The sequence below is a fragment of the Actinocrinis sp. genome, from assembly GCF_035605935.1.
Taxonomy (GTDB): domain Bacteria; phylum Actinomycetota; class Actinomycetes; order Streptomycetales; family Catenulisporaceae; genus Actinocrinis.
The window spans coordinates 1-21,641 of record NZ_DATNGK010000171.1; the positions used below are offsets into that span (position 1 = coordinate 1).

Below are 21,641 nucleotides of genomic sequence, written 5' to 3' on the forward strand. Positions count from 1 at the left end.
CGGCTCAACGCGCGCCAGTCGCTCGACCTCGCATTCGACGTCGCGGAGCTGCTGCGGTCCTGACGCCGACCTGTCGTCACCGCGGTGGGCCGCGTCATCTCCGTCATCGGCGTCATCTCCGTCATCTGCGTCATCTGCGTCATCTGCGTCATCTGCGTCCCACCGGATATCCGATAGAAGGACTCGAACACCGTTTCTAGAGTCCGATCGCCCGCCGCCTGCCGGCAGGTCCATTTCCGGGGGAGGAAACTCAACGTTGCGCACATCTACGCGACTAAAGCAGATCTCTTCGGCCGTCACCGCGACGGTGCTCGGCAGCCTCGTCAGCGTGGCGGCCGGGGCTGCTCCAGCTACTGCCGTGGTGGGCCAGTACACACCACTGCCACGCACGTCGCTCGCATACACCGACTCGCTCGCACCGAAGCAAAGCTTCGAAAACCCGACCGGCGACATGCCGCTCGGCTCATGGGCTGACAGCAATGGCGCGACGCACTTCAACGTGAACTGACCATTTGCAGGTAAGCCGCTCGCGCCCCCTCCAGGAAGCTGTCTGGAGGGGGCGCGAGTGCTTCGTGAGCCGACTGCGAACCGGCGCGGTTACGCCAGAGAACCCGTGCGCAGCATCGTGCGCAGGACGCGCAGCGCGACGGAGAGGATCGCCAGATCGAAGCTGTCGGCTGTGCCGATCTCCTCGAGTACAGCCTGAGCCCGGTCCACGGCCGCCTTGTTCTTCGCGACCCAGGTGGCGAAGCGGGCGTCCGGATCGGTTTCACCGGGGGCCGCGGCCAGGACCTCGAAGGTGAGGGCGGCCTGGGCGCTGTAAAGCTCCTCGCGGACGGCGGCGCGGGCCATCGCCTGCCACCGGTCCGTGCGCGGCAGGGCGTTGATGCGGTCGCGCAGGATACCGATGCGCAGCCGGTCGACGATGTCGAAGTAGCATTCCGCGACCTCGACCGGGGCGCGGCCGCTGTCCCAGGCCACCTCGACGATGTCGAGCGCCGAGTACGCCGCCGAGAACGCGGCCGTGCGGGCGGCCAGGTCTTCGGGGACCCCGGCGTCGAGCAGCTCCTGCTTGCCGGCCACGAGCTGGTCGAAGTCGGCGCCCTTGAGCAGCTTGGGCAGCTGGGCGACCACCTCGGCCACGCCGGAGCGGAACGCCTCGACCTGCGCCGCGATGTCCAGCGGATGCCTGCGGTTGAGCAGGAACCAGCGGGCGCCGCGCTCGGTCAGCCGCCGGCCCGCCAGCCGCATCCGCACCTGCACCTGCGCCGGGACCCGGTTGTCGAGTCCGTCGACCGCCGCCCAGAACGAGTGCATGTCGAAGACCGCGCGGGCCACGATGTGGGCGCGGGCGATCTCCTCCGCGGAGGCCCCGGTCTCCTCGCGCATCCGGAACACGAAGCTGGTGCCGGCGTTGTTCACCAGGTTGTTGACTACCTGGGTGGTGATGATCTCGCGGCGCAGCGGGTGCGCCTCGATCCGCTCCCGGAACCGTTCGCGCAGCGCGGAGGGGAAGTAGTGGAAGAGGTCGGCCTTCAGGAAGGCGTCGTCCGGAAGCTCCGAGACCAGCAGCTCGTCCTCGAGGGTGATCTTGGTGTAGGCGAGCAGGACGGACAGCTCCGGCTGGGTCAGTCCGAGGCCGCTCTGCCGCCGCTCGGTGATCGTGCGCTCGCCCGGCAGGAACTCCAGTTCCCGGTTGAGATGCCGCTCGGCGACCAGCCTGCGCAGGTAGCGCGCGTGCACGTTGAGCAGCGCCGGGGCCTGGGCCATGGCTGAGGCGAGGGCGACGTTCTGGCCGTAGTTGTCGGCCAGCACCAGCCGCGCCACCTCGTCCGTCATCTCGGCCAGCAGCTCGCCGCGCTCGTGCGAGCCGAGTTCGCGGGCCGCGACGGCCTGATCCAGCAGGATCTTGATATTGACCTCATGGTCGGAGGTGTCCACGCCGGCCGAGTTGTCGATCGCGTCGGTGCAGATCTTGCCGCCGGAGCCACCCGCGCCGCGCAGCGCGAACTCGATCCGGCCGAGCTGGGTGCAGCCGAGGTTGCCGCCCTCGCCCACCACCTTCACCCGCAGGTCCGCGCCGTTGATCCGGATCGCGTCGTTGGCCTTGTCGCCGACGTCCGCGTTCGACTCGGTGGACGCCTTGACATAGGTGCCGATGCCGCCGTTCCAGAACAGGTCCACCGGCGCGAGCAGGATCGCGCGCATCAACTCGGCCGGCGTCATCCGGTTCACCGGGTCGGCGATGCCGAGCGCGGCGCGGATCTGCGCGTTGAGCGGAATCGATTTGGCGCTGCGCGGGAAGACCCCGCCACCCTGCGCGATCAGCTTCGGGTCGTAGTCGGCCCACGAGGAGCGGGACAGTTCGAACAGCCGGCGGCGCTCGGCATACGAGCGGGCCGGGTCCGGGGCGGGGTCGATGAAGATGTGCCGGTGGTCGAAGGCCGCGACCAACTTGATGTGCTCGGACAGCAGCATCCCGTTGCCGAACACGTCTCCGGACATGTCGCCGATGCCGACGACCGTGAAGTCCTGGGTCTGGGTGTCGACACCGAGTTCGCGGAAGTGCCGCTTGACCGACTCCCAGGCGCCGCGCGCGGTGATGCCCATGACCTTGTGGTCGTAGCCGACCGAGCCGCCGGAGGCGAAGGCGTCGCCGAGCCAGAAGCCCTTCGCGCCGGGGCCCCACACGTCGCACTCCATGGCGACGCTGTTGGCGATGTCGGAGAAGGTGGCGGTGCCCTTGTCGGCCGCGACGACGAGGTAGGTGTCGTCGCCGTCGAAGCGCACGACGTCGATCGGCGGCACGGCCTTGCCGTCCACTAGGTTGTCGGTGATGTCCAGCAGACCCCGGATCAGGGTCTTGTAGCACTCGACGCCCTCGGCGATGAACGCGTCGCGGTCCGCCGGGTCGACCGGTGTCTTGACCACGAAGCCGCCCTTGGCGCCTACGGGCACGATCACCGCGTTCTTCACCATCTGGGCCTTGACCAGGCCGAGGATCTCGGTGCGGAAATCCTCGCGCCGATCGGACCAGCGCAGGCCGCCGCGCGCGACCGCGCCGAAGCGCAGGTGCACGCCCTCGACGCGGGCCGAGTAGACCCAGATCTCGTACTTGGGCCGGGGCTGCGGCAGGTCCGGCACCGCTGCGGCGTTGATCTTGAAGGAGATGTACGGCTTCCAGGTGTTCGATCCTTCTGGGCCGTCCGCGGCCTTCTGGAAGAAGTTCGTGCGCAGCGTCGCTTCGATCACCGCGCGCAGCGAGCGCAGGATGCGGTCTTCATCGAGTGAGGCGACCGCGTCGAGAGCGCCCTCCACCTCCTCCACGAGACCGTCGGTCAGCTCGCGGCCGGCCGCGGCGCGCGCCGGGTCGAAGGAGGCCTCGAACAGCTTGACCAGCAGCCGGGCCAGGCTCGGGTTCCGGTTCAGTACCTGCTCGATGTACTCCTGGCTGAACGGCGTGCCGCCCTGCCGCAGGTACTTGGCGTACGCGCGCAGTACGGTCACCTGACGCCAGGTCAGCCCTCCGCGCACCACCAGCGCGTTGAAGCCGTCGTTCTCGATCAGCCCGGACCAGGCGGCGGCGAACGCCGCGGTGAACCGCTCGCGGGCCGCCTCGTCGCGCAGGGACTCCGGGTCCACGACGCGCAGCCCGAAGTCGTAGATCCAGGCCGCCGCGCCGCACTCGCGGCTCAGCTCGTACGGGTGCTCGTCCAGGACTTCGACGCCGAAGCGCTGCAGAATCGGCAGCACCTCGGCCAGCGAGATCATCCGGCCGACCCGGAAGATCTTCAGGCTGTAGCGCTCCGGCGGAGCGCCGGGACGCCGGTAGACGGCGAGCGAGGAGTCGGTGGTGTCGTCGGCGTGGATGGCCTCGATCCGGCAGACGTCCTTGACCGCGTTCTCAGGCGGGAAGTCCGCCTTGTAGCCCTCGGGAAAGGCATTGCCGTAGTCGCGCAGCAGCTCGGTGGCACGCTCTGGTCCGACGCTCTCCTCCAGCTCCCGGGCGAAGTCGTCCTCCCAGGTGCGGATCGCGGCCACCAGCTTGCGCTCGATCAGCTCCGCGTCCACCTCGGGCAGCCGGTCACCGGGCGCGACCCGGACCACGAAGTGCAGCCGGGTGAGCACCGACTCGGTGGAGCGGACTGTGTAATCCGCCACCGCACCGTGCAGTTCATCGAGCAGGATGCCTCGCAACTTAAGACGCGCGTTGGTGTTGTACCGGTCGCGCGGCAGGTAAACGAGTGCGGAGAAGTAGCGGCCGTAAGCGTCCTTACGCAGGAACAGGCGCAGACGCCGGCGCTCCTGAAGATGCAGAACCGAGCCGGTGATCTCGGCGAGTTCCTCCACCGGGATCTGGAACAGGTCGTCGCGCGGGTAGGACTCCAGGATCTGCAGCAGATCCTTTCCGGAGTGCGAGGTCGGCGCGAAGCCGTGGATGTCGAGAACCTGCCGCACCTTCTGCCGGATCACCGGGACCCGCTGCACCGACTCGGAGTACGCGGCGGCCGAGAACAGGCCGAGGATGCGCCGCTCGCCGACGACCCGGCCCTCGGCGTCGAAGCGCTTGACGCCGATGTAGTCGAGGTAGCCGGCGCGATGCACGGTCGCTCGCGAGTTGGCCTTGGTGAGCACCAGCAGTCGCGGCTCGCGCGCCTTGGCGCGCACCTCTGGCGGCAGCTTGGCGAACGAACCGGAGGAGCCCGGCGCCTGATCGGAGCGCAGAATGCCCAGGCCGGTGCCGGTGACCGGGCGCAGCGTGTCCTCGCCCTCGGACTGCTCGAGGGTGTACTCGCGGTAGCCGAGGAAGGTGAAGTGATCGTCGGCGAGCCAGCGCAGCAGCTCTTGACCCGCCGTCAGCTCGTCGTACGAGACTCCGGCGCGCTGCGCGGCCCGGCCCTGCTCCTCGTCGAGGCCTTCGGCGAGGGCGAGTGCCGCGGCGCGCATCTTCGGCCAGTCCTCGACGGCCTCGCGCACGTCGCTGAGCACCCGGCGCAGTCCGGCCTCGATCGTGCCGAGCCGGGCCGGATCGTCGGCCTGCCGGTCGATCTCGATGTGCATCCAGGACTCGGTCAGCGCGCCCTGCGGCGTCTGCTGCGGTGGATCGGCGTCCGGAAGCGAGCGCAGCCTGCCGACCAGGTCGCGCTCGACCGCGAAGACCGGGTGGAACAGGACGTGGATACCGTGTCCGAGCCGGGTCAGCTCGGCGGTGATGGAATCCACCAAAAAGGGCATGTCGTCGGTGACGATCTCGACCACGGTGTGCGTCGTGGCGCCGGTGGTCCAGCCGGAGCGCTCGCGGGTCGGGGTGTGCACCCGGATCTTCGCGGTGCCCTGCGGGCGGATCTCGGCCAGCTCAGCAGAAGACCGCACCGCGCCGAGGATGTCGGCGGCGGTGCGGTCTGCGAGGTCGTCGAACGGCACGTGGCGGTAGTAGCGGCGTAGGACTGTGTCGGCTTTATCGGGATCACCCAGGCCGTCCGTGCCCGAGGGTTCGCGCGCCAGCCGCGCCGCCTCCTCAAGCAGGGTGATCGTCGCCTCGTCCAGCTGGGTTGCCATGTGTGCTCGCTCCTACGGCCGCGCGCCCTTGTGCGGCTCATCCCGGTTACGAGCTTTAGGTTACTCGGCGGTTTGAAGCGCCGGTTGCGTATCGGCCGATCATGTTGTCACGTCTGAGTTGCGCCTTCCTACAACGTGCGACGCGGTTTACCAGCGGTGCTCAGACCCCCACGGCGAGCGGCGGTCGCAGCGTGTCAGTTCCGGGCACCGGCCGCGCCGGGTCATGATCCAGTTCGACGATCCGGTTGTCCGCGTCGACGTGGACGATGCGCGGCTTCGCGGTGCGCGCCTCGTGGTCCTCGATCAGCTGATAACTGATCAGGATCACCAGATCTCCCGGATGGATCAGGTGCGCGGCGGCGCCGTTGATCCCGATCACGCCGGAGCCGCGCTCGCCCTCGATCACATAGGTCTCGAGCCGGGCTCCGTTGGTGATGTCGACGATCGCGACCTGTTCTCCAGGGAGCAGGTCGGCGGCTTCCAGCAGCGCGGCGTCAACAGTCACCGATCCCACGTAGTGCAGGTCGGCCTGGGTGACGGTGGCGCGGTGGATCTTGGACTTGAGCATGGTGCGGTACACGTGCGCTCCTCATCAGCGTGGGACGCTGCGTTCCAGTCCCGGTGGGTACCGGACGCAGCGTCATACAGGTGCGTTTCGCGCGGCTGAAGCCTCAACGGATCACAGCAGATCCGGCAACTCCTGTGTGGCGAACCAGAGTAGATCGAAGTCCTCGGCTCCGTCCACGGTGAACTGTGCGTCCTCGTCTCCGCCGTCGGCGGCCTGCACGACCAGCGCGGCCTCACCGATGGTCGGCTCCGCCCTGACGTCGTCGATGTGGAACGAGGCGATGTCCCGCAGCGCGATCACACCGTCGATGCGTACCTGGCCCGGTTCGACGCCCTGCTCTCGGGAGACCGGCGTGCCGACCGGGGTGACTACTGCGTCGAACAGTTCCGCGGCCACCACGACGCGGCGGCGCGGGGCCAGCGGGTCGGCCGCGAGCAGTCGCAGCGCGCCGCGGGCGGCCTCGGTCATCGCGGCGAATTCGAGCTCTTCCTCATCACCCTCGACGTACCACTCGCGCAGCGCCGGGGTCACCGCGTAGGCGGTCAGCGGACCGGGGCCGAGTTCGCCGCGCTTGGCCAGCTCCGACAGGATCGGCAGCGTCGCCGGGATGTACACGCGCATCGTGTGGTTCCCCTCGCCGGGCGCCGGACCTGCGAGGTCGCGGCCGCCGATATTGCGGAGACTTCTTCGGGTGCAGAGTCGCTAAGTCTGCTGTGACTTTAGCCGGTGCCGGTGCCGGAGCGTTGCTGCGCTAAGCAACCGCCTGCGACACGCCTAGGAACTCGGCCGTGGTGCGCCGGGCGAGGTCCAGTACCTCGGCCCGCCGGGTCGGGTCCATCAGGTTGATGCCGAGCCCGACCAGATCCTCTTGACCGGGGCAAAGGATCACCACTCGGCTGCCGCTCTGCCGCACTTGGCGGGCTTCCAGCAGCATCTGGCGGGTGACGCGATGCCGGTAGCTGCGCTCCAATCGGCCGAGCGCCGTGCGTGGCCGGTCATAGCCGCGCGCGGCCATCGGCGCGATGACGTACACCTCGTCGAGCGGCTTGCCGCCAGGCAGCGCGTCCGCGACCAGCAGGTCAAGGCTGGTGTTAGAGAAGGTGCCGCCGTCCACGTAGCGCCGGCCCTCGATCAACGCGGGCGTGAACCAGCCGGGGATCGAACATGACGCGACGACAGCTTCCGCCAGCCCGATGTGCGGAGCGCCTGGCTCGCCGAAAACGACGCGCTCGCCGGTGTCATAGTCCATGGCGACTACACGCACGCCCGGGTGCGTTGACCACGCGCCGGACGGTATGACGTCCTCGACCATACGGCCGATGTCGCCGAGCGAGCCGCGGCCAGGCGGGAGGAAAGCGGAGAGCACCACGGTCGTCGGATACCGGCGCGGGTGCCGCACTGAGCGCGCGATCAGCTTCGGCGATCCGATGCCGCGCTGCGGGCGCAGCGGAACGGCGCCGCCAGCCGCGTGATCGTAGTCGAAGATCTGGCCGGCCAGCGGGCCTTCGCGCACCGCCTCGGCCAGCTGATGCCGGTAAAGGTCCTGCGGACTGGCGCCCGCGCCGAGCAGCGCGGCCAGGATCGCGCCCGCGGAGGTGCCGACGATCAGGTCGGCGGTGCGCGGGTCGAAACCCAGCTCGTCATGCAAGGTGGCCAGTGCGCCGATCGTCCAGGCGGCCCCGAGCGTGCCGCCACCGCCCAACACCAGTCCCCTGCGTACCCCTTCGCTCAACCCTGCTCACCGTCCCCACGACGCGCTCGCCATTAGTGATGCCCGCTGCGGGGCGTACCGTCACCAGACCACTCGCGGGATCGGACGGCGGTTCACCCGAACCACCGTCAGTCGCCGCCAATCGGCGCGTCGAGTGGTGACTCGGCACGCAGATCCAATTCGAACAGCGCCTCCAGCTCGATAATTGTTTCCGCGTATGACCGGTGGTGTACTCCGATGATCCCCAAAGCCGCGGCGGCGCGCACATTGCGTTCCAGATCGTCCACGAACACGGCCTCTGGCGGCGCGCAGCCGAGCAGGCTGAGCGTGTGCAGGTAGATCTCGGGCTCAGGCTTGCGCATCCCGACCTCACCGCTGATCACCACGGCGTCGAACAGCTGGTCCCAGTCGTCGCGCAAATACTCGTTGCCCCACGAGTTCGATAGCAGCGCGGTGCGCAGCCCGGCCACCTTCGCCTGCCGCACCACGTTGATCATCGCCGGAGCGGAGGCGAAGCCCGCGAACATCCGGCCGATTAAGCCCTCGGCATGGACCTGGACCCCGCAATACCTGGTCAGTCGCTCGGCCAGGGCCTGCTCGAAGTGCTCGACCCGAAGTTCGCCGCGCTCGAGGGCGGCAATCGGGTCGAAGACACTGAGCGCGGCCAGACCCGCGTCGTGGAAGTCGCGAATCGCCAACTCATAACCGGCGGCGTCGATGCCCTCAGCGGCGTACCATCCGTCGAGGGCGGCCGCGAGCGGGGAGGTGAGCACGCCACCCCAGTCAACGATCAGCGCCTTGGGTCGGGCCTCGGACGCAGCACCGTCGTACGTGGCACGCTCGGAAAGCTCAAACTCGGCGCCATCAGACATACTGCCGCCTTTCACTCGCCGGTCGGGTGGAATACCCCCGACCGGGTAAGAGTTCCCATGGTACGGGGGTGATGCTTGTGTCGGGCCGAAGCAGTACGGCGGTATGGCCGTTCGCTGCCCTCTTCGCGGTAAGCGGAATCGTGCTGGTCAGCTACGCGGCCACGGACCCGCCGGATTGGCTTGACCGTACGGCCGTCACCGTCTGCGGCACCGCCCCGAGCGCCTCCCACGCCCTGCTGCTCGGCCTCGTGTTGCTCACCCTCGCCCACGGTCTCGGCCGCCGCCGCCGCATCGACTGGGTGATCGGCCTCGGGCTGGTCGCCTGGAGCACACTCACCGAGACCGAATCGCTGCTCACCCGTTCGCCCGGCGAACCCTGGCGGCTCATCCCGCTCAGCCTCACCCTGGTTTCCCTCGTGCGAGCTCGCGACAGGTTCGCCGTCGCGCCGGACCCGCACCGGCTACGGCAGACCGCGGCGGTGGCCGGGGCGTCCAGCGTGACGCTCGTCCTGGTCGGCGGCGGCGGGTTGTTCGCGGAGCGCGGGCGGTTCGCCGCCCCGGTGTCCGCGACGGATGTCGGACGCGAGTTCGTGGCAGCGGTCGCGGCGAACTCGGGGCGATTCGACTTCCAGGGGCCGAGCTGGTTGTTGCCCGGCCTGGCCCTGGCCTCCGGCCTGGCCCTGATCGCGGTGCTCGCGACGCTGTCCGCGGCCGCGCCGCCGCCGGACCCGGCCGACTCGGACGAGCGGGCGGTGATGCGGTCGCTGATCGCGCATCGCGATTCCGGAAGCCTGGCACCATTCGCGCTGCGGTACGACAAGTCGTACTTGTTCGATCCGGCCGGGCGGGCCGCGGTCGGCTACCGAGTACTGGCCGGCATGGCGATCGTCGGCGGCGACCCGATCGGAGCCCAGGACTCGTGGCCCGCGGCGATCGACGAATTCCTGGCCGAGTCCGAGCGGCGCGGCTGGCGCCCGGCCGTCCTCGGGGCCGGACCGGAGGCACGCGAGATCTGGGCACAGCGCGGGATGCGCGGCTTCGGCATAGGCGACGAAGTGGTCATCGACGTCGACTCGTTCTCCCTGAACGGGCGCACGATGCGCAACGTCCGGCAGGCGGTCCAGCGCAGCGAGCACGCCGGGATCTGGGTGTCCGTGCTGCCGGAGCGGGAGCTGAGTCCGGAACTGGCCGCGCAGCTGCGCCGGATCCATCGGGCCTGGCTCGGCCGCGGCACGCCAAAGCGGCCGCGTCCGGACGCCGACATGATCCCGCAGGGGCGTGAGCACGGCTTCGCGATGAACCTGGACGCGATGGCCGAGGGCCGGCATCCGGATTCACTGTTCGTGATCGCGTTCGCCGCGGACGGGTACGCGGTCTCCTTCCAGCGGTACCTGGTGGCGGCACAGGACGGCTCCAGGCCGGTGCTCTCGCTCGATGTGATGCCGCGTCATCGGATCGCGCCGAACGGGGTGAACGAGCGGCTGATTGTGGCGGCGGTCGAATACGCGGCGACGCACGGCTTCAAGATGGTCTCGCTCAACTTCGCGGCCTTCCGCACGGTGTTGGAGGCATACCGGCTCGGCAGCGCTGCGACGGGCAAGACCGCGCCCGCGGTGGCTCCTGGGCCCACGCCACCCGGCCTGGTGTCGCGAGCGACCCGACGGGCCATCCACTTGATGGATCCGCTCATTCAGCTGGAATCCCTCTACCGCTTCAACGCCAAGTTCCGGCCCGGCTGGCTGCCGCGCTCGGTCCTGGTGGCGTCCTGGCTGGATCTGCCGCTGTTCGGCATCGCCGCCTTCGGTCTGGAGTTCGCGCTGCCCTACGACCGGCGGCGCAGCCGGATCACCGCGCCCGAACTTGAGAACCGCCCACATCCGCTTGAGCGCCCGCGCCCGCAGTTCGAGCCCGCCACCGAGCAGGGCCTGGGAAACGTAGAGGACGGCGATCAGGCGAACTGGAGCGCGGTACAACGCCACTCCAGCCGGTCCTGAGCCGTCCGCTCGAAGCGCAGCGCGACCGCGCGTACCCGCGGACCGTCCTGGACCAGCACGGTGGACTCGACCGCGTCTGGCCCCGGAGCGTGCAACCGGATCGAGCGCACCATGCTGCGCGCCGCGAAGCGGGTGACCGCGCGGCGCTGCGTGACCGTGCTGAGCAGCCCGAAGACCTCTCGGGACACCCAACGCTTTACCTGCTCAGCCGGACGGCGTTCGAGCAACACGTCCACCACGGCCTCGACCAGGCGGCGCACTCCAGCCGGCGGCTGATCGGCGGCCCGGCGCGCTCCGAGCGGGTCGAGGCGGTGCGTCCAGCCGACCACCCAGGATCGCAGCGCACCGGCCGCGCCGCCGAGTTCCGGGTCCTCGCACCGGTCGCGGTCGAGTTCGCGATCGGATTCGAGCCCGCGGATCGGTTCGAATTCGTCCTCGGGCAGCGCGCGCTCCAAGGTGCCCACGACGGTCAGCAGCGGGCTGCGACGCCTGCCGTAGCCGAGGAAGCCCGCAGCGCCACCGGCGGCTGTGTCCACGGGGTCCGCCGCGCCGGGACGGGTATCGCCGAGACTCACATCGCCCTGACTCACATCGCCGAGCCTCGCCGCACCGGACCACCCTGCACGAAGGCCGGTATCGCAGGGTTCGGCGTCATCGCTGTCGTAACGCGGCATCGTGCACCCCTGTCGTGTATCGCCTAGCTGACGATCTTTCAGACAGCCGAAGGTGCCCTGAAGTTGTCCAGGTAGACGCCACGGCGCCGAAGATCACCCGTTCGGTCGAGCGATCTTCGGCGCCGGTGACTTTTAGTTCTGTGACTATCTGAACTCTGCGTCTAGGTGGACTGTGCGGCGCTCGCCGCGGCTACTTCTTACGGCGACGGCCGCCGGGTGCCGGGGGACGGCCACCCTTCGGCTTGGGCTTCGGCGTCGCGTCCTGCGGGCCGCCGGCCGCGCCGGCGGCCTCCTGACGCTCCACCACGCCGCCCGCGCCGTCCACGGTCGGGGCCGAGTAGTTCAGCCGCGCCGGGCGCTTGGGAGCCTCCAGGCCCTTCGCGTTGAGCTGCGCGGTGGCCGCCTGGGCCTGCGCCTGGGCTTCGGGGTCCTCGCTGTTCGCCTCGACCTGGACTTCGAGGTTGAACAGGTAGCCGACCGACTCCTCCTTGATGCCCTCCATCATCCCGTTGAACATCAGGTAGCCCTCGCGCTGGTACTCGACCAGCGGGTCACGCTGCGCCATCGCCCGCAGGCCGATGCCCTCCTGGAGGTAGTCCATCTCGTAGAGGTGCTCGCGCCAGCGCCGGTCGAGCACCGAGAGCACGACCCGCCGCTCCAGCTCCCGGGTGATCGAGTCGCCCAGGTTGGCCTCGCGCTTGTCGTAGGCGCCGAGGATGTCCGCGGTGATCTCCTCGCGCAGGATCTCCTTGGTGATCCCGGTGCGGCCGCCGACCGACTCCTCGACCTCCTCCAGGGTGATCGAGATCGGGTACAGCGTGGCCAGGGCGGACCAGAGCTTCTCCAGCTCCCACTCCTCCGCGTAGCCCTCGGCGGTGGCCGCCTCGACGTACGCGTGGACGGTGTCCTCCATCATGTGCCGCACGTGATCGCGCAGGTCCTCGCCATCCAGCACCCTGCGACGCTCGGCGTAGATCACCTCGCGCTGCTTGTTGATCACGTCGTCGTACTTGAGCACGTTCTTGCGGATCTCGAAGTTCTGCTGCTCCAGCTGGGTCTGCGCGGACTGGATCGCCCGGGTGACCATCTTCGACTCGATCGGCACGTCGTCGCCGACGTTGGCCACCGACAGGACCCGCTCCACGATCTGCGCCTTGAACAGCCGCATCAGATCGTCGCCGAGGGAGAGGTAGAAGCGGCTCTCGCCCGGGTCGCCCTGGCGTCCGGCACGACCGCGCAGCTGGTTGTCGATGCGGCGCGACTCGTGCCGTTCGGTGGCCAGCACGTACAGCCCGCCGAGCTCGTGGACCTCCTCGTGCTCCGCGGTGACCGCCTTCTTGGCCTTCTCCAGCGCCGCGGGCCAGGCCGCCTCGTACTCCTCGGGCGTCTCGGTCGGAGTCAGGCCGCGTTGGGCCAGCTCGCCCATCGCCAGGTTCTCCGGGTTACCGCCGAGCATGATGTCGGTACCGCGACCGGCCATGTTGGTGGCCACGGTGACCGCGCCCTTACGCCCGGCCTGCGCGATGATCTGCGCCTCACGCTCGTGGTGCTTCGCGTTCAGCACCTCGTGCGGGACACCATGCTTGCGCAGCTGCTGGGACAGGTACTCGGACTTCTCCACCGAGACCGTGCCGACCAGGACCGGCTGGCCCTCGGCGTGCCGGTGCTCGATGTCCTCGACGACGGCCTTGAACTTGGCCTCCTCCGAGATGTAGATCAGGTCCTGGTGGTCCTTGCGGACCATCGGCCGGTTGGTCGGGATCGGGACCACGCCGAGCTTGTAGATCTGGTGGAACTCGGCCGCCTCGGTCAGCGCCGTACCGGTCATCCCGGACAGCTTCTTGTACAGCCGGAAGTAGTTCTGCAGGGTGATCGTGGCCAGAGTCTGGTTCTCGTTCTGGATGACCACCCCCTCCTTGGCCTCGATCGCCTGGTGCATGCCCTCGTTGTAGCGGCGGCCCGCCAGGATGCGGCCGGTGTGCTCGTCGACGATCAGGATCTCGCCGTTCATGACCACGTAGTCGCGGTCCTTCTTGAACAGCTCCTTGGCCTTGATCGCGTTGTTGAGGAAGCCGACCAGCGGGGTGTTGACCGACTCGTAGAGGTTGTCGATGCCCAGCAGGTCCTCGACCCGCTCGACGCCGCGCTCGAGCACGCCGACGGTCTTCTTCTTCTCGTCGACCTCGTAGTCGGTGTCCAGGGCCAGCCGGTTCACGATCTTGGCGAAGTCCGTGTACCACTTGGTCGCCTGGTCCGAGGGACCGGAGATGATCAGCGGGGTACGCGCCTCGTCGATCAGGATCGAGTCCACCTCGTCGACCACGGCGAAGTTGTGGCCGCGCTGCACCAGCTCATCCTTCGACCAGGCCATGTTGTCGCGCAGGTAGTCGAAGCCGAGCTCGTTGTTGGTGCCGTAGGTGATGTCCGCGCCGTAAGCCACCTTGCGCTGGGCCGGGGTCATGCTGGCCAGCACCACGCCGACGTCGAGGCCCAGGAAGCGGTGAATGCGGCCCATCCACTCCGAGTCGCGCTCGGCGAGGTAGTCGTTGGTGGTGACGATGTGCACACCATCGCCGGAGAGGGCGTTGAGGTAGGCCGGCAGCGTGCCGACGAGGGTCTTGCCCTCACCGGTGCGCATCTCGGCGATGTTGCCCCAGTGCAGCGCCGCGCCGCCCATCAGCTGCACGTCGTAGTGGCGCTGGCCGATGGTGCGCTTCGCGGCCTCGCGGACTACCGCGAAGGCTTCCCAGAGCAGGTCGTCCAGGCTTTCGCCGTCCTGGTAGCGCTCTTTGAACTTGTCGGTCTCGGCGCGCAGTTCCGCGTCGGTGAGGTCGACATAGTCTTCCTCGAGCATATTCACGGTCTCGGCCGTCTTGGCCAGCTTGCGAAGGATCTTCCCTTCGCCCGCGCGCAGGACCTTGTCGAAGAGGGCAGGCACTTTGGGAACGGCTCCTTGAACTGACTACAGACCTTGGATGGACGGACGCAGTGTTGAATCGGGTGCTGCCACGGCCAGGCCGCCAAGGCGGGCAGCTTACCCCCACCCCCGGCCGTTATCCCATCGTAAGCGACCGCGCACGTTCAAAGACAGTGCGCTGGCGGCAGTAACCTCTGTGGTCCGGGCCGATCACAGCAGCGAGAGCGCGATTCCGTCGAGAATGTCGTGTTCGGACACGACGACCTCGGCCAATCCGAGCCGGTCCACGATCTGCGCGAGGATGAGCGCCCCGGCGCCGATCACGTCGACCCGGCCGGGGTGGATCACCGGATTCGCGGCGCGCTGCGCGTGCGTCGAGGCCAGCAGGTCGCCCGCGACCCGGCGCACGCTCTGCGCTGAAATCCGTGAAAGGTGCACCCGGTCCCGGTCGTATTCGGGTAGGCCGAGCGCGATGGCTGACACCGTGGTGACCGAGCCGGCCACACCCACCAGCGTCTTCGCCTGATCGATCGGCACCTGCGTGGCGGCCAGGTCGATCGCGGCGTCGATGTCCCCGCGGGCGGCGGTGATCTGCGCGAGAGTCGGCGGATCCTGGGTGAGGTGACGCTCCGTCAGCCGCACGCAGCCGATGTCGACCGAGCGGGCCGCCTCGACCTCGCGGTCGCCGAGCACGAACTCAGTGGAGCCGCCGCCGATGTCGACGACGAGATACGGGGTCGGATGCCCCGTCTCGCCGGCCACCGCGCGGGTCGCACCGCTGAACGAGAGTGCGGCCTCGTCGGAACCAGTGATCACCTCGGGCTCCACACCCAGCCTGGAACGCACGCCGGCGACGAACTCGTCTCGGTTGGCCGCGTCCCGGGTGGCGCTCGTGGCGACGAAGCGGATTCGCTCGGCGCCGAGATTGCGGATCTCGGCGGCGTAGTCGTCACACGCGGCGAAGGTACGTTGCAGAGCTTCGGGAGCCAGGCGCCCGGTGGCGTCGACGCCCTGGCCGAGCCGGACGATCTCCATCCGGCGGGTCAGCTCGTGCGCCGCGCCGGTCTGCGGATCCAGGTCCGTGACGAGCAGGCGGATGGAGTTCGTGCCGCAGTCGACCGCCGCGACTCGGATGCTCATCGGTCCGTCTCCTCGGATTCGCTGGGCGTGGCGGAAGGAACGTTCACGCACGCACCGCTGCGCCACCACTCGGGCAGCAATCGCAGCGCCTCGTCGCCGAGCGGGTTCACGCCAGGGCCAGCCGCGAGTGCGTGCCCGACCAACACGTGCAGGCACTTGACCCGGTCAGGCATCCCGCCCGCGCTTGGAAAGCCTTCGAGCACTTCGATCGCGTCGCGTCGCTTGATGTAGTCCTCGTGTGCGGCGCGGTAGGCCGCCGCAAGCTCGGGATCGGTATGCAGCCGCTCGGTCATCTCAGCCATCAAACCGCTGCCTTCGAGCGTGCCGATGGCTGATGCGGCCTTGGGGCAGGTGAGGTAGTAGAGCGTCGGAAACGGAGTGCCATCGTCCAGGCGGGGCGCCGTTTCAACCACGTCCGGGTTACCGCACGGACAGCGATGCGCTACCGCACGCAGGCCGCGCGGTTCGCGCCCGAGCTGCGCCTTGACCGCTTCGAAGTCCGCATTAGCCACGCTCACGCTGACACGCTACCTGGTCCGGCGCGAAGCGATCACGGCGTGGGAGACGGCGACGGTGTAGCGGATGGTGATTTCACCGTTGACCACAGCCGGTCGAACCACGCCTGCTGCGTCGGCGTCGGAATACCCAGTGGTTCGCTGCCCGCGCTGAGGTTGGGCACGATGTAGCCGGTCTCACCGGGCCGCACGTAATGCAGCCGCTCGCGGGCCTGGATGGCGACGTACGCCGGGTCCGACCACTTGTTCAATTCGGTTTGCAGCGCGGCGACCTGCTGCTGCGTCACCTGGTTCTGATGCTTCAGGTTCGAGATCTGGGTGCGCTGGGCGAGGTACTGGCGCAGTGGATAGGCGACCGTGACCATCACCGCGCACAGCGTGAGCGCGAGGATTCCGGCTCTCCCAGTCAGCCGGTTGCGCGACGGCTTGCGCGGAGCCTTGCGCGGTGGCCCAGCCGAGCCTCGGCCTGATCGCGGACGAGGCAGGGCGACGGTGTCGCGGTCCGCTGACTTTCCGTCAGTCATCGCGCCGCACCCCTCCCACTCGCGCGAAGCATGCGTCTACAGCTGTCTATTGCTTCCGGGTAAAGCTGTGGCGCGCCGCGCCGTGCTCTTACGCCGTCCTTCGACGGCCGAGTCACAGCGGGCGCGCCACCCAGACTAGGCCTCTCAGGCCTTGAACCGCGGGAAGGCGGAGCGACCGGCGTAGCGGGCCGCGTCGTCCAGCTCCTCCTCGATACGCAGCAACTGGTTGTACTTGGCGACCCGGTCGGTGCGCGCGGGGGCGCCCGACTTGATCTGGCCGACGTCAGTGGCCACGGCGAGGTCCGCGATGGTCGTGTCCTCGGTCTCGCCGGAGCGGTGGCTCATCATGCAGCGGTAGCCGGAGCGGTGCGCCAGTGCGACGGCGTCGAAGGTCTCGGTCAGCGTGCCGATCTGGTTGACCTTCACCAGCAGCGCGTTGGCCTGGCCGCCGGCGATGCCGCGCTGCAGCCGCTCGGGGTTGGTGACGAACAGGTCGTCGCCGACTAGCTGCACCTTGCCGCCGAGCTGCTCGGTCACGGACTTCCAGCCGTCCCAGTCCTCCTCGCTGTGCGAGTCCTCGATCGACACCAGCGGGTAGTTGGCGACCAGGTCCGCGTAGTACGAGCTCAGCTCCGCGCCGGAGAACTGCTTGCCCTCGAGGGTGTAGGCGCCGTCCTTGTACAGCTCGGTCGCGGCCACGTCGAGGGCGAGCGCGATTTCCTGGCCGGGGGTGTAACCGGCCTTCTCGATCGCCTCGAGGATCAGGTCGAGCGCGGCCCGGTTCGACTCCAGGTTCGGCGCGAAGCCGCCCTCGTCGCCGAGGCCGGTGGACAGGCCGCGGGACTTGAGCACCGCCTTGAGCGCGTGGTAGGTCTCCGCGCCCCAGCGCAGCGCCTCGCCGTAGGTCTCCGCGCCGATCGGCGCGATCATGAACTCCTGGATGTCCACGTTGGAGTCGGCGTGCGCGCCACCGTTGATGATGTTCATCATCGGCACCGGCAGGATGTGCGCGTTCGGGCCGCCGAGGTAGCGGAACAGCGGCAGCTCGGCGGACTCCGCCGCGGCCTTGGCCACCGCGAGTGAGACGCCGAGGATCGCGTTCGCGCCGACCCGGGCCTTGTTCGGCGTGCCGTCGAGGTCGATCAGCTCCTGGTCGATCAGCCGCTGCTCGTGCGCGTCGAAGCCGATCAGCGCCGGGCCGATCTCGTCGAGCACGGCGAGCACGGCCTTGGTCACGCCCTTGCCGCCATAGCGCGCCTTGTCCCCGTCGCGCAGCTCCACTGCCTCGAACGCGCCAGTGGACGCGCCGGACGGCACGGCGGCGCGGGCGATGGTGCCGTCGTCCAGCGCGACCTCGACCTCGACCGTGGGGTTGCCGCGGGAGTCGAGGATTTCCCGCGCGCCGACTGCTTCGATGGACGCCACGTGCGTAACTCCTTTGTGTCCTGCTGGACTCTTCGCATAGATGCCGGGCAACAGACTAGTGGGCCTGGTAATCGGCGCGAATCGGGCTCGACGTACGGACGGGTAACTCGTGCAGGCCGCGCATGATCAGCCCGGAGTGCCAGCGCAGTTCATCCGGCGCAACGGCGAGCGCGAGGTCGGGGAACCGCGCGAACAGCCGCTCGAAGGCGACGCGGCCCTCCAATCGGGCGAGCGGAGCGCCGAGGCAGAAGTGGATGCCGTGGCCGAGGGCGAGGTTTCCGCCCTCGTTGCGGCTGAGGTCGAGCGTGTCCGGGTCCGTGAAGCGGGCCGGGTCGCGATCCGCGGCGGCGAGGACCGCCAGCACCGGCTCACCGGCCGGGATCGCGGCGCCCCCGACCGTGATCGGCTCGGTGGTGAACCGCCAGGTGCCGAACTCGACCGGTCCATCGAAGCGCAGCAGCTCTTCCACCGCGGCGTCGAGCAGTCCCGCATCGGCTTGTAGCTTGGCGAGCTGTTCGGGGTGGGTGAGCAGCGCGAGGGTGCCGTTGCCGATCAGGTTGACCGTGGTTTCGAAGCCGGCGAACAGCAGGATGAACGCCATGGCGGCGGCTTCGTCCTCGGTCAGGTGCTCGCCGTGGTCCGAGGCGCGGATGAGCGCGGAGAGCAGGTCGTCGTTCACCGGGTCGGCGGGCAGGGTGAGCCGCTTCTTGTGAATGAGTTCCTTGAGATAGCCGCGCACCCGCTTGACGGAGCGGCCGACGCCGCCGCGCGGGCCGCTGCGATCCGCCATGCCGTTGGCCCACTCGTGGAAGATCGGCTGGTCCTCGGGCGGTACGCCCAGCATCTCGCAGATCACGATCACCGGCAGCGGGAACGCGTACGCCCTGATCAAGTCGACCGGCTCCGGGCCGAACGCATCCAGCAGCCGGTCCGCGGTCTCGATCACCCGCGGCTCGAAGTCCGCGACTCGGCGCGGCGTGAACGCCTTCGACACCAGCCGGCGCAGCCGAGTGTGGTCCGGCGGGTCGAGGTTGAGCAGGTGCGCCGCGATGCCTGAGCGGTGCTCGCCCGGAATGCCGGTGCGGCCGGGTCGCCAGCCCGGGAAGGATGTCGCTGCGTTCTTGGAGAGGCGGGGATCGGCGAGGACCGAGCGCACGTCGTCGTACCGGGTGACCAGGTAGGCCTCGACGCCGTTCGGCAGGCGCGTCTTGTGGACCGGAGCGTGCTCACGCAGCCATGCGTACGCGGGGTACGGATCGTCAACGAAGTCGCGGCTGAACAGCGGCGGGGCACTCACGGCACCCATCGTCGCACGTAGCGCGCTCATCCCAGCCTGCCGCACGCTAGTGTCGCGGACCACGATGACCGCTCGTACTGTGGTTGATACGCCGAGTACGGCTCGGCTCAGCGCGCGGTATTAGGCCGAGGCGCTGCGCACGAGGGAGGAACACGCACCATGGCCACGTTCATGGACGTCCACCACGGCATGACCGGGATCACCGCGGACCAGCTCGCGGAAGCGCACAAGGCCGACCTCGCCATCGAGGCGGAGGAGCACGTGCACTTTAAGCAGGCCTGGGCCGACCCGGACTCGGGCACCGTCTACTGCTTGTCCGAAGCGCCCTCGGCCGAAGCGGTCCAACGCATCCACGAACGCGCTGGGCACCGTGCGGACGAGATCCACGCCGTCCCGATCGTGGTGTAAATCGGCACGCTCCGGATCGACGCGGCCCAAGCCGCCGCTCAGCGCACCGGCTGTTCCTGGTTCACCTGTTTGAGGTACCACAGGACTGCGGTCGCCAGGATCTCGGACTCGTTGCGCCCAGTTCTACGGGCGAGATCTGCCAGACGCTGCTGAAGGCGGGGAGGCAACGAATATTCGAGTTCCACGCTTCCACCATGGCAAAGGCATGGTGGGATAGGAAGTCAGAACTCCGATATTCACACGATCGTGGGACTAGACGGACCGCGCTGGCGTGCTGCGCTCGCGCCGGGCGGTCCGCCGGTCCGGCCCGCAATCGCAAGCGGCCGGACCACGAGTCACGCTAAGTCGATCAATCCCGGCTCGGCGGTGTACGCCGGACAGCCGGGAACGGGGATGAGACGCGTCAGGGCTGTGAAACGCCGGTGTTGTGCGGGACCGAGTCGGTGACGGTCGGGTTGACAACCTTGCCCTCGACTGCCTGCTGCGGCGCCGCGTCCTTCTTGGCGTCGGCCTGGCCCTCCGCGCCGTCCTTGGCCGCCGCCTTCATCTCCGACTTGAAGATGCGCAGCGACTGGCCGACCGAGCGCGCGGCGTCCGGCAGCTTGCGCGAGCCGAACAGCAGCACGACGAGCGCGACGATAATGACGATGTGCCAGCCTTCAAGCCCACGCAGCATGGTTCAATCTCCTACAGCGGTGACGCGAGTCCGACCGGAGCGTTTCGTCCGGTACCCGCCAACCAGACTAACCTGCTACCCGGGCATCCCGGGAGGTCTCGCTGGCCACGATCTGATCGCGCAGGTTACGGGCGGCTACGCGCAGCGCTTCCTCGGGGTCCACGCCGAGCGAACGCGCGTGCGTGACGACTGCCAGGAGCAGTTGCCCAATGCCTGCGGCATCCTTGGCCTGAGCTGCGGGTTCCTCCGGAAGCTCGGGTACCTCGACGGCAACCTGAGCGTTGCGGGCACGCTTGAGCAGCTTGTCGGCGAGCGATAGCGCCGGCTGCGCGAGCGGTACGCCCTCGACCGCAGAGGTCCGACCTTTTTCCGCCGCTTTGATCTTGTCCCAGTTCGCCTCGACGTCGGCGGCGGTGTCGGCGGTGGCGCCCGCGAAGACATGCGGATGCCGGCCGATCAGCTTCTTCGCGATGCCTTCGGCGACCTCGTCGATGGTGAACGGGTCGGTCGGGTGCTCCTGCGCGATGCGGGAGTGGAAGGCGACCTGGAGCAGCACGTCGCCGAGTTCTTCACGCAGCGCGTCGCGGCCGGGTCCCGGCTCCTCGCAGCCGCCGTCCTCGATCGTCTCGACGGTTTCGTAAGCCTCTTCCAGCAGGTACTTCACCAGCGACTGATGCGTCTGCTCGCCATCCCACGGGCAGCCACCGGGCGAGCGGAGCCGGTCCATGACCGCGACCAGGTCGAGCACTTTCGCGCCGGGCAGGTCGTAGCTGCCCGGCAGGAGCTCAAGCTCGATATCGGAGCCGTGCGCGAGTTGCCCGCCGAGTGCCTGGGCCAGCGCCTCGTCACCGTCCGGCGCGGCGATCCAGACCACGACGGTGCCCGCCTCGGCTTGCGAGATCAGGTCGCGGGCGATCTCGTACGCCCCGGCTTCGGCCTCGAACACGACGATCTGCACGTCGGCGTCGTCGAGGTACGGCAGCACCGGGTGGTCCGGCGAGCCGGTGTGGATGACTGCGTTGGGTTCGGCCATCAGGCGCCAAGCTGCGGCTGATACAAGCCCAGGAGCGACGCGTGGGGAGAACGGGACGAGGACGATCCGGCCAGCCATGCCTTAACCCTAAAGCGTCCGCGCCCGTACTCTGCCAAGGCAAGATCCATTGCACGGAAACCACGGCCCGGAGGGGAAGCAAGCGGTCGACGTACTGACGCGCATCGCACTGCGGCGGCATGGGCAAACGGCCGTGTTGCGCGCGCTCAGCCGTTCCGAGCGCGCGCCGGCGTCGATCTCTGCTCTCTGAGAGCGGGTGCGAGCACGGGTCACCTACTACGTGAGTAGGCGACTGTGCTCACATCAAGAT

The 21,641-nt window shown here is 68.8% G+C and carries 17 protein-coding genes and 1 pseudogene; 3 read left to right on the forward strand and 15 right to left on the reverse strand.

The features are described from left to right. On the reverse strand, positions 1-191 hold a 191-nt coding region (locus VN779_RS14110; protein WP_325723318.1), incomplete at its 3' end, for a hypothetical protein. 65 nt (positions 192-256) lie between these two features. On the opposite strand from VN779_RS14110, the gene VN779_RS14115 reads away from it, so the two are divergent. Further along, positions 257-508, forward strand: coding sequence for a hypothetical protein (locus VN779_RS14115; protein WP_325723320.1), 252 nt, complete (start codon positions 257-259; stop codon positions 506-508). Positions 509-597: 89 nt separating this feature from the next. Here VN779_RS14115 and VN779_RS14120 read toward each other — a convergent pair whose 3' ends face one another. From VN779_RS14120 to VN779_RS14140, 5 genes are all read right to left on the reverse strand, one after another. Beyond that, the gene (locus VN779_RS14120; RefSeq protein WP_325723322.1) at positions 598-5,559 is read right to left on the reverse strand and encodes an NAD-glutamate dehydrogenase; all 4,962 of its coding nucleotides are present in this window, start codon (positions 5,557-5,559) and stop codon (positions 598-600) included. Between the two features lie 160 nt (positions 5,560-5,719). Further along, positions 5,720-6,139 carry an aspartate 1-decarboxylase gene (gene panD / locus VN779_RS14125; protein ID WP_325723323.1) on the reverse strand — a complete coding sequence of 140 codons (420 nt, stop codon included), beginning with the start codon at positions 6,137-6,139 and terminating at the stop codon, positions 5,720-5,722. Between the two features lie 99 nt (positions 6,140-6,238). Then, complete coding sequence (locus VN779_RS14130; RefSeq protein WP_325723325.1) at positions 6,239-6,748, reverse strand: DUF6912 family protein; 510 nt, start codon at positions 6,746-6,748, stop codon at positions 6,239-6,241. A gap of 130 nt (positions 6,749-6,878) precedes the next feature. After that, entirely contained in the window at positions 6,879-7,859 is a 981-nt protein-coding gene (locus VN779_RS14135; RefSeq protein ID WP_325723327.1) for a patatin-like phospholipase family protein, read from the reverse strand. Between the two features lie 107 nt (positions 7,860-7,966). Continuing rightward, positions 7,967-8,710: an HAD family phosphatase gene (locus tag VN779_RS14140; RefSeq protein ID WP_325723328.1), complete on the reverse strand. Its 744-nt coding sequence runs from the start codon at positions 8,708-8,710 to the stop codon at positions 7,967-7,969. Between the two features lie 71 nt (positions 8,711-8,781). Here VN779_RS14140 and VN779_RS14145 point away from each other — a divergent pair, with 71 nt between their 5' ends. Further along, on the forward strand, positions 8,782-10,704 hold the full coding sequence (locus tag VN779_RS14145; RefSeq protein ID WP_325723348.1) for a phosphatidylglycerol lysyltransferase domain-containing protein: 1,923 nt from the start codon (positions 8,782-8,784) through the stop codon (positions 10,702-10,704). Here the strand turns inward: VN779_RS14145 and VN779_RS14150 are convergent. The 7 genes and pseudogenes from VN779_RS14150 to VN779_RS14180 all read right to left on the reverse strand — a co-directional run bounded on the left by VN779_RS14150 (position 10,659) and on the right by VN779_RS14180 (position 19,205). Continuing rightward, a complete protein-coding gene (locus tag VN779_RS14150) occupies positions 10,659-11,378 on the reverse strand; it encodes an Rv3235 family protein (protein WP_325723330.1) in 720 nt (239 codons plus the stop codon). The two genes, VN779_RS14145 and VN779_RS14150, sit on opposite strands and share 46 nt — an antisense overlap. Before the next feature lie 298 nt (positions 11,379-11,676). After that, a pseudogene (secA, locus tag VN779_RS14155) lies at positions 11,677-14,316 on the reverse strand (preprotein translocase subunit SecA); the annotation flags it as partial. 189 nt (positions 14,317-14,505) lie between these two features. Next, positions 14,506-15,435: a Ppx/GppA phosphatase family protein gene (locus tag VN779_RS14160; RefSeq protein ID WP_325723334.1), complete on the reverse strand. Its 930-nt coding sequence runs from the start codon at positions 15,433-15,435 to the stop codon at positions 14,506-14,508. Next, a complete protein-coding gene (locus VN779_RS14165) occupies positions 15,432-15,953 on the reverse strand; it encodes a DUF501 domain-containing protein (protein WP_325723335.1) in 522 nt (173 codons plus the stop codon). Before VN779_RS14165 ends, VN779_RS14160 begins: the two co-directional genes overlap by 4 nt. 32 nt (positions 15,954-15,985) lie before the next feature. Then, entirely contained in the window at positions 15,986-16,474 is a 489-nt protein-coding gene (locus VN779_RS14170; protein WP_325723337.1) for a septum formation initiator family protein, read from the reverse strand. Between the two features lie 144 nt (positions 16,475-16,618). Next, positions 16,619-17,899, reverse strand: coding sequence for a phosphopyruvate hydratase (gene eno / locus VN779_RS14175; RefSeq protein ID WP_325723339.1), 1,281 nt, complete (start codon positions 17,897-17,899; stop codon positions 16,619-16,621). Positions 17,900-17,954: 55 nt separating this feature from the next. Then, on the reverse strand, positions 17,955-19,205 hold the full coding sequence (locus VN779_RS14180) for a cytochrome P450 (protein WP_349260790.1): 1,251 nt from the start codon (positions 19,203-19,205) through the stop codon (positions 17,955-17,957). A 150-nt stretch (positions 19,206-19,355) separates the two neighbouring features. On the opposite strand from VN779_RS14180, the gene VN779_RS14185 reads away from it, so the two are divergent. Continuing rightward, positions 19,356-19,604 carry an SCO4226 family nickel-binding protein gene (locus VN779_RS14185; RefSeq protein ID WP_325723342.1) on the forward strand — a complete coding sequence of 83 codons (249 nt, stop codon included), beginning with the start codon at positions 19,356-19,358 and terminating at the stop codon, positions 19,602-19,604. A 403-nt stretch (positions 19,605-20,007) separates the two neighbouring features. On the opposite strand, the gene tatA is transcribed toward VN779_RS14185, so the two are convergent. Beyond that, positions 20,008-20,280, reverse strand: coding sequence for a Sec-independent protein translocase subunit TatA (gene tatA, locus VN779_RS14190; RefSeq protein WP_325723344.1), 273 nt, complete (start codon positions 20,278-20,280; stop codon positions 20,008-20,010). 67 nt (positions 20,281-20,347) lie between these two features. Next, positions 20,348-21,391 carry a MazG family protein gene (locus VN779_RS14195; RefSeq protein WP_325723346.1) on the reverse strand — a complete coding sequence of 348 codons (1,044 nt, stop codon included), beginning with the start codon at positions 21,389-21,391 and terminating at the stop codon, positions 20,348-20,350. Positions 21,392-21,641: the final 250 nt, after the last annotated feature.

Excerpts from the sequence above, each read along its gene's own strand:
- VN779_RS14120 (WP_325723322.1), bottom strand. The coding sequence starts at position 5,559 with ATGGCAACCCAGCTGGACGAGGCGACGATCACCCTGCTTGAGGAGGCG.
- VN779_RS14130 (WP_325723325.1), bottom strand. The coding sequence starts at position 6,748 with ATGCGCGTGTACATCCCGGCGACGCTGCCGATCCTGTCGGAGCTGGCC.
- VN779_RS14140 (WP_325723328.1), bottom strand. The coding sequence starts at position 8,710 with ATGTCTGATGGCGCCGAGTTTGAGCTTTCCGAGCGTGCCACGTACGAC.
- VN779_RS14145 (WP_325723348.1), top strand. The coding sequence starts at position 8,782 with ATGCTTGTGTCGGGCCGAAGCAGTACGGCGGTATGGCCGTTCGCTGCC.
- VN779_RS14150 (WP_325723330.1), bottom strand. The coding sequence starts at position 11,378 with ATGCCGCGTTACGACAGCGATGACGCCGAACCCTGCGATACCGGCCTT.
- VN779_RS14160 (WP_325723334.1), bottom strand. The coding sequence starts at position 15,435 with ATGAGCATCCGAGTCGCGGCGGTCGACTGCGGCACGAACTCCATCCGC.
- VN779_RS14170 (WP_325723337.1), bottom strand. The coding sequence starts at position 16,474 with ATGACTGACGGAAAGTCAGCGGACCGCGACACCGTCGCCCTGCCTCGT.
- VN779_RS14180 (WP_349260790.1), bottom strand. The coding sequence starts at position 19,205 with ATGGGTGCCGTGAGTGCCCCGCCGCTGTTCAGCCGCGACTTCGTTGAC.
- VN779_RS14185 (WP_325723342.1), top strand. The coding sequence starts at position 19,356 with ATGGCCACGTTCATGGACGTCCACCACGGCATGACCGGGATCACCGCG.
- tatA (WP_325723344.1), bottom strand. The coding sequence starts at position 20,280 with ATGCTGCGTGGGCTTGAAGGCTGGCACATCGTCATTATCGTCGCGCTC.
- VN779_RS14195 (WP_325723346.1), bottom strand. The coding sequence starts at position 21,391 with ATGGCTGGCCGGATCGTCCTCGTCCCGTTCTCCCCACGCGTCGCTCCT.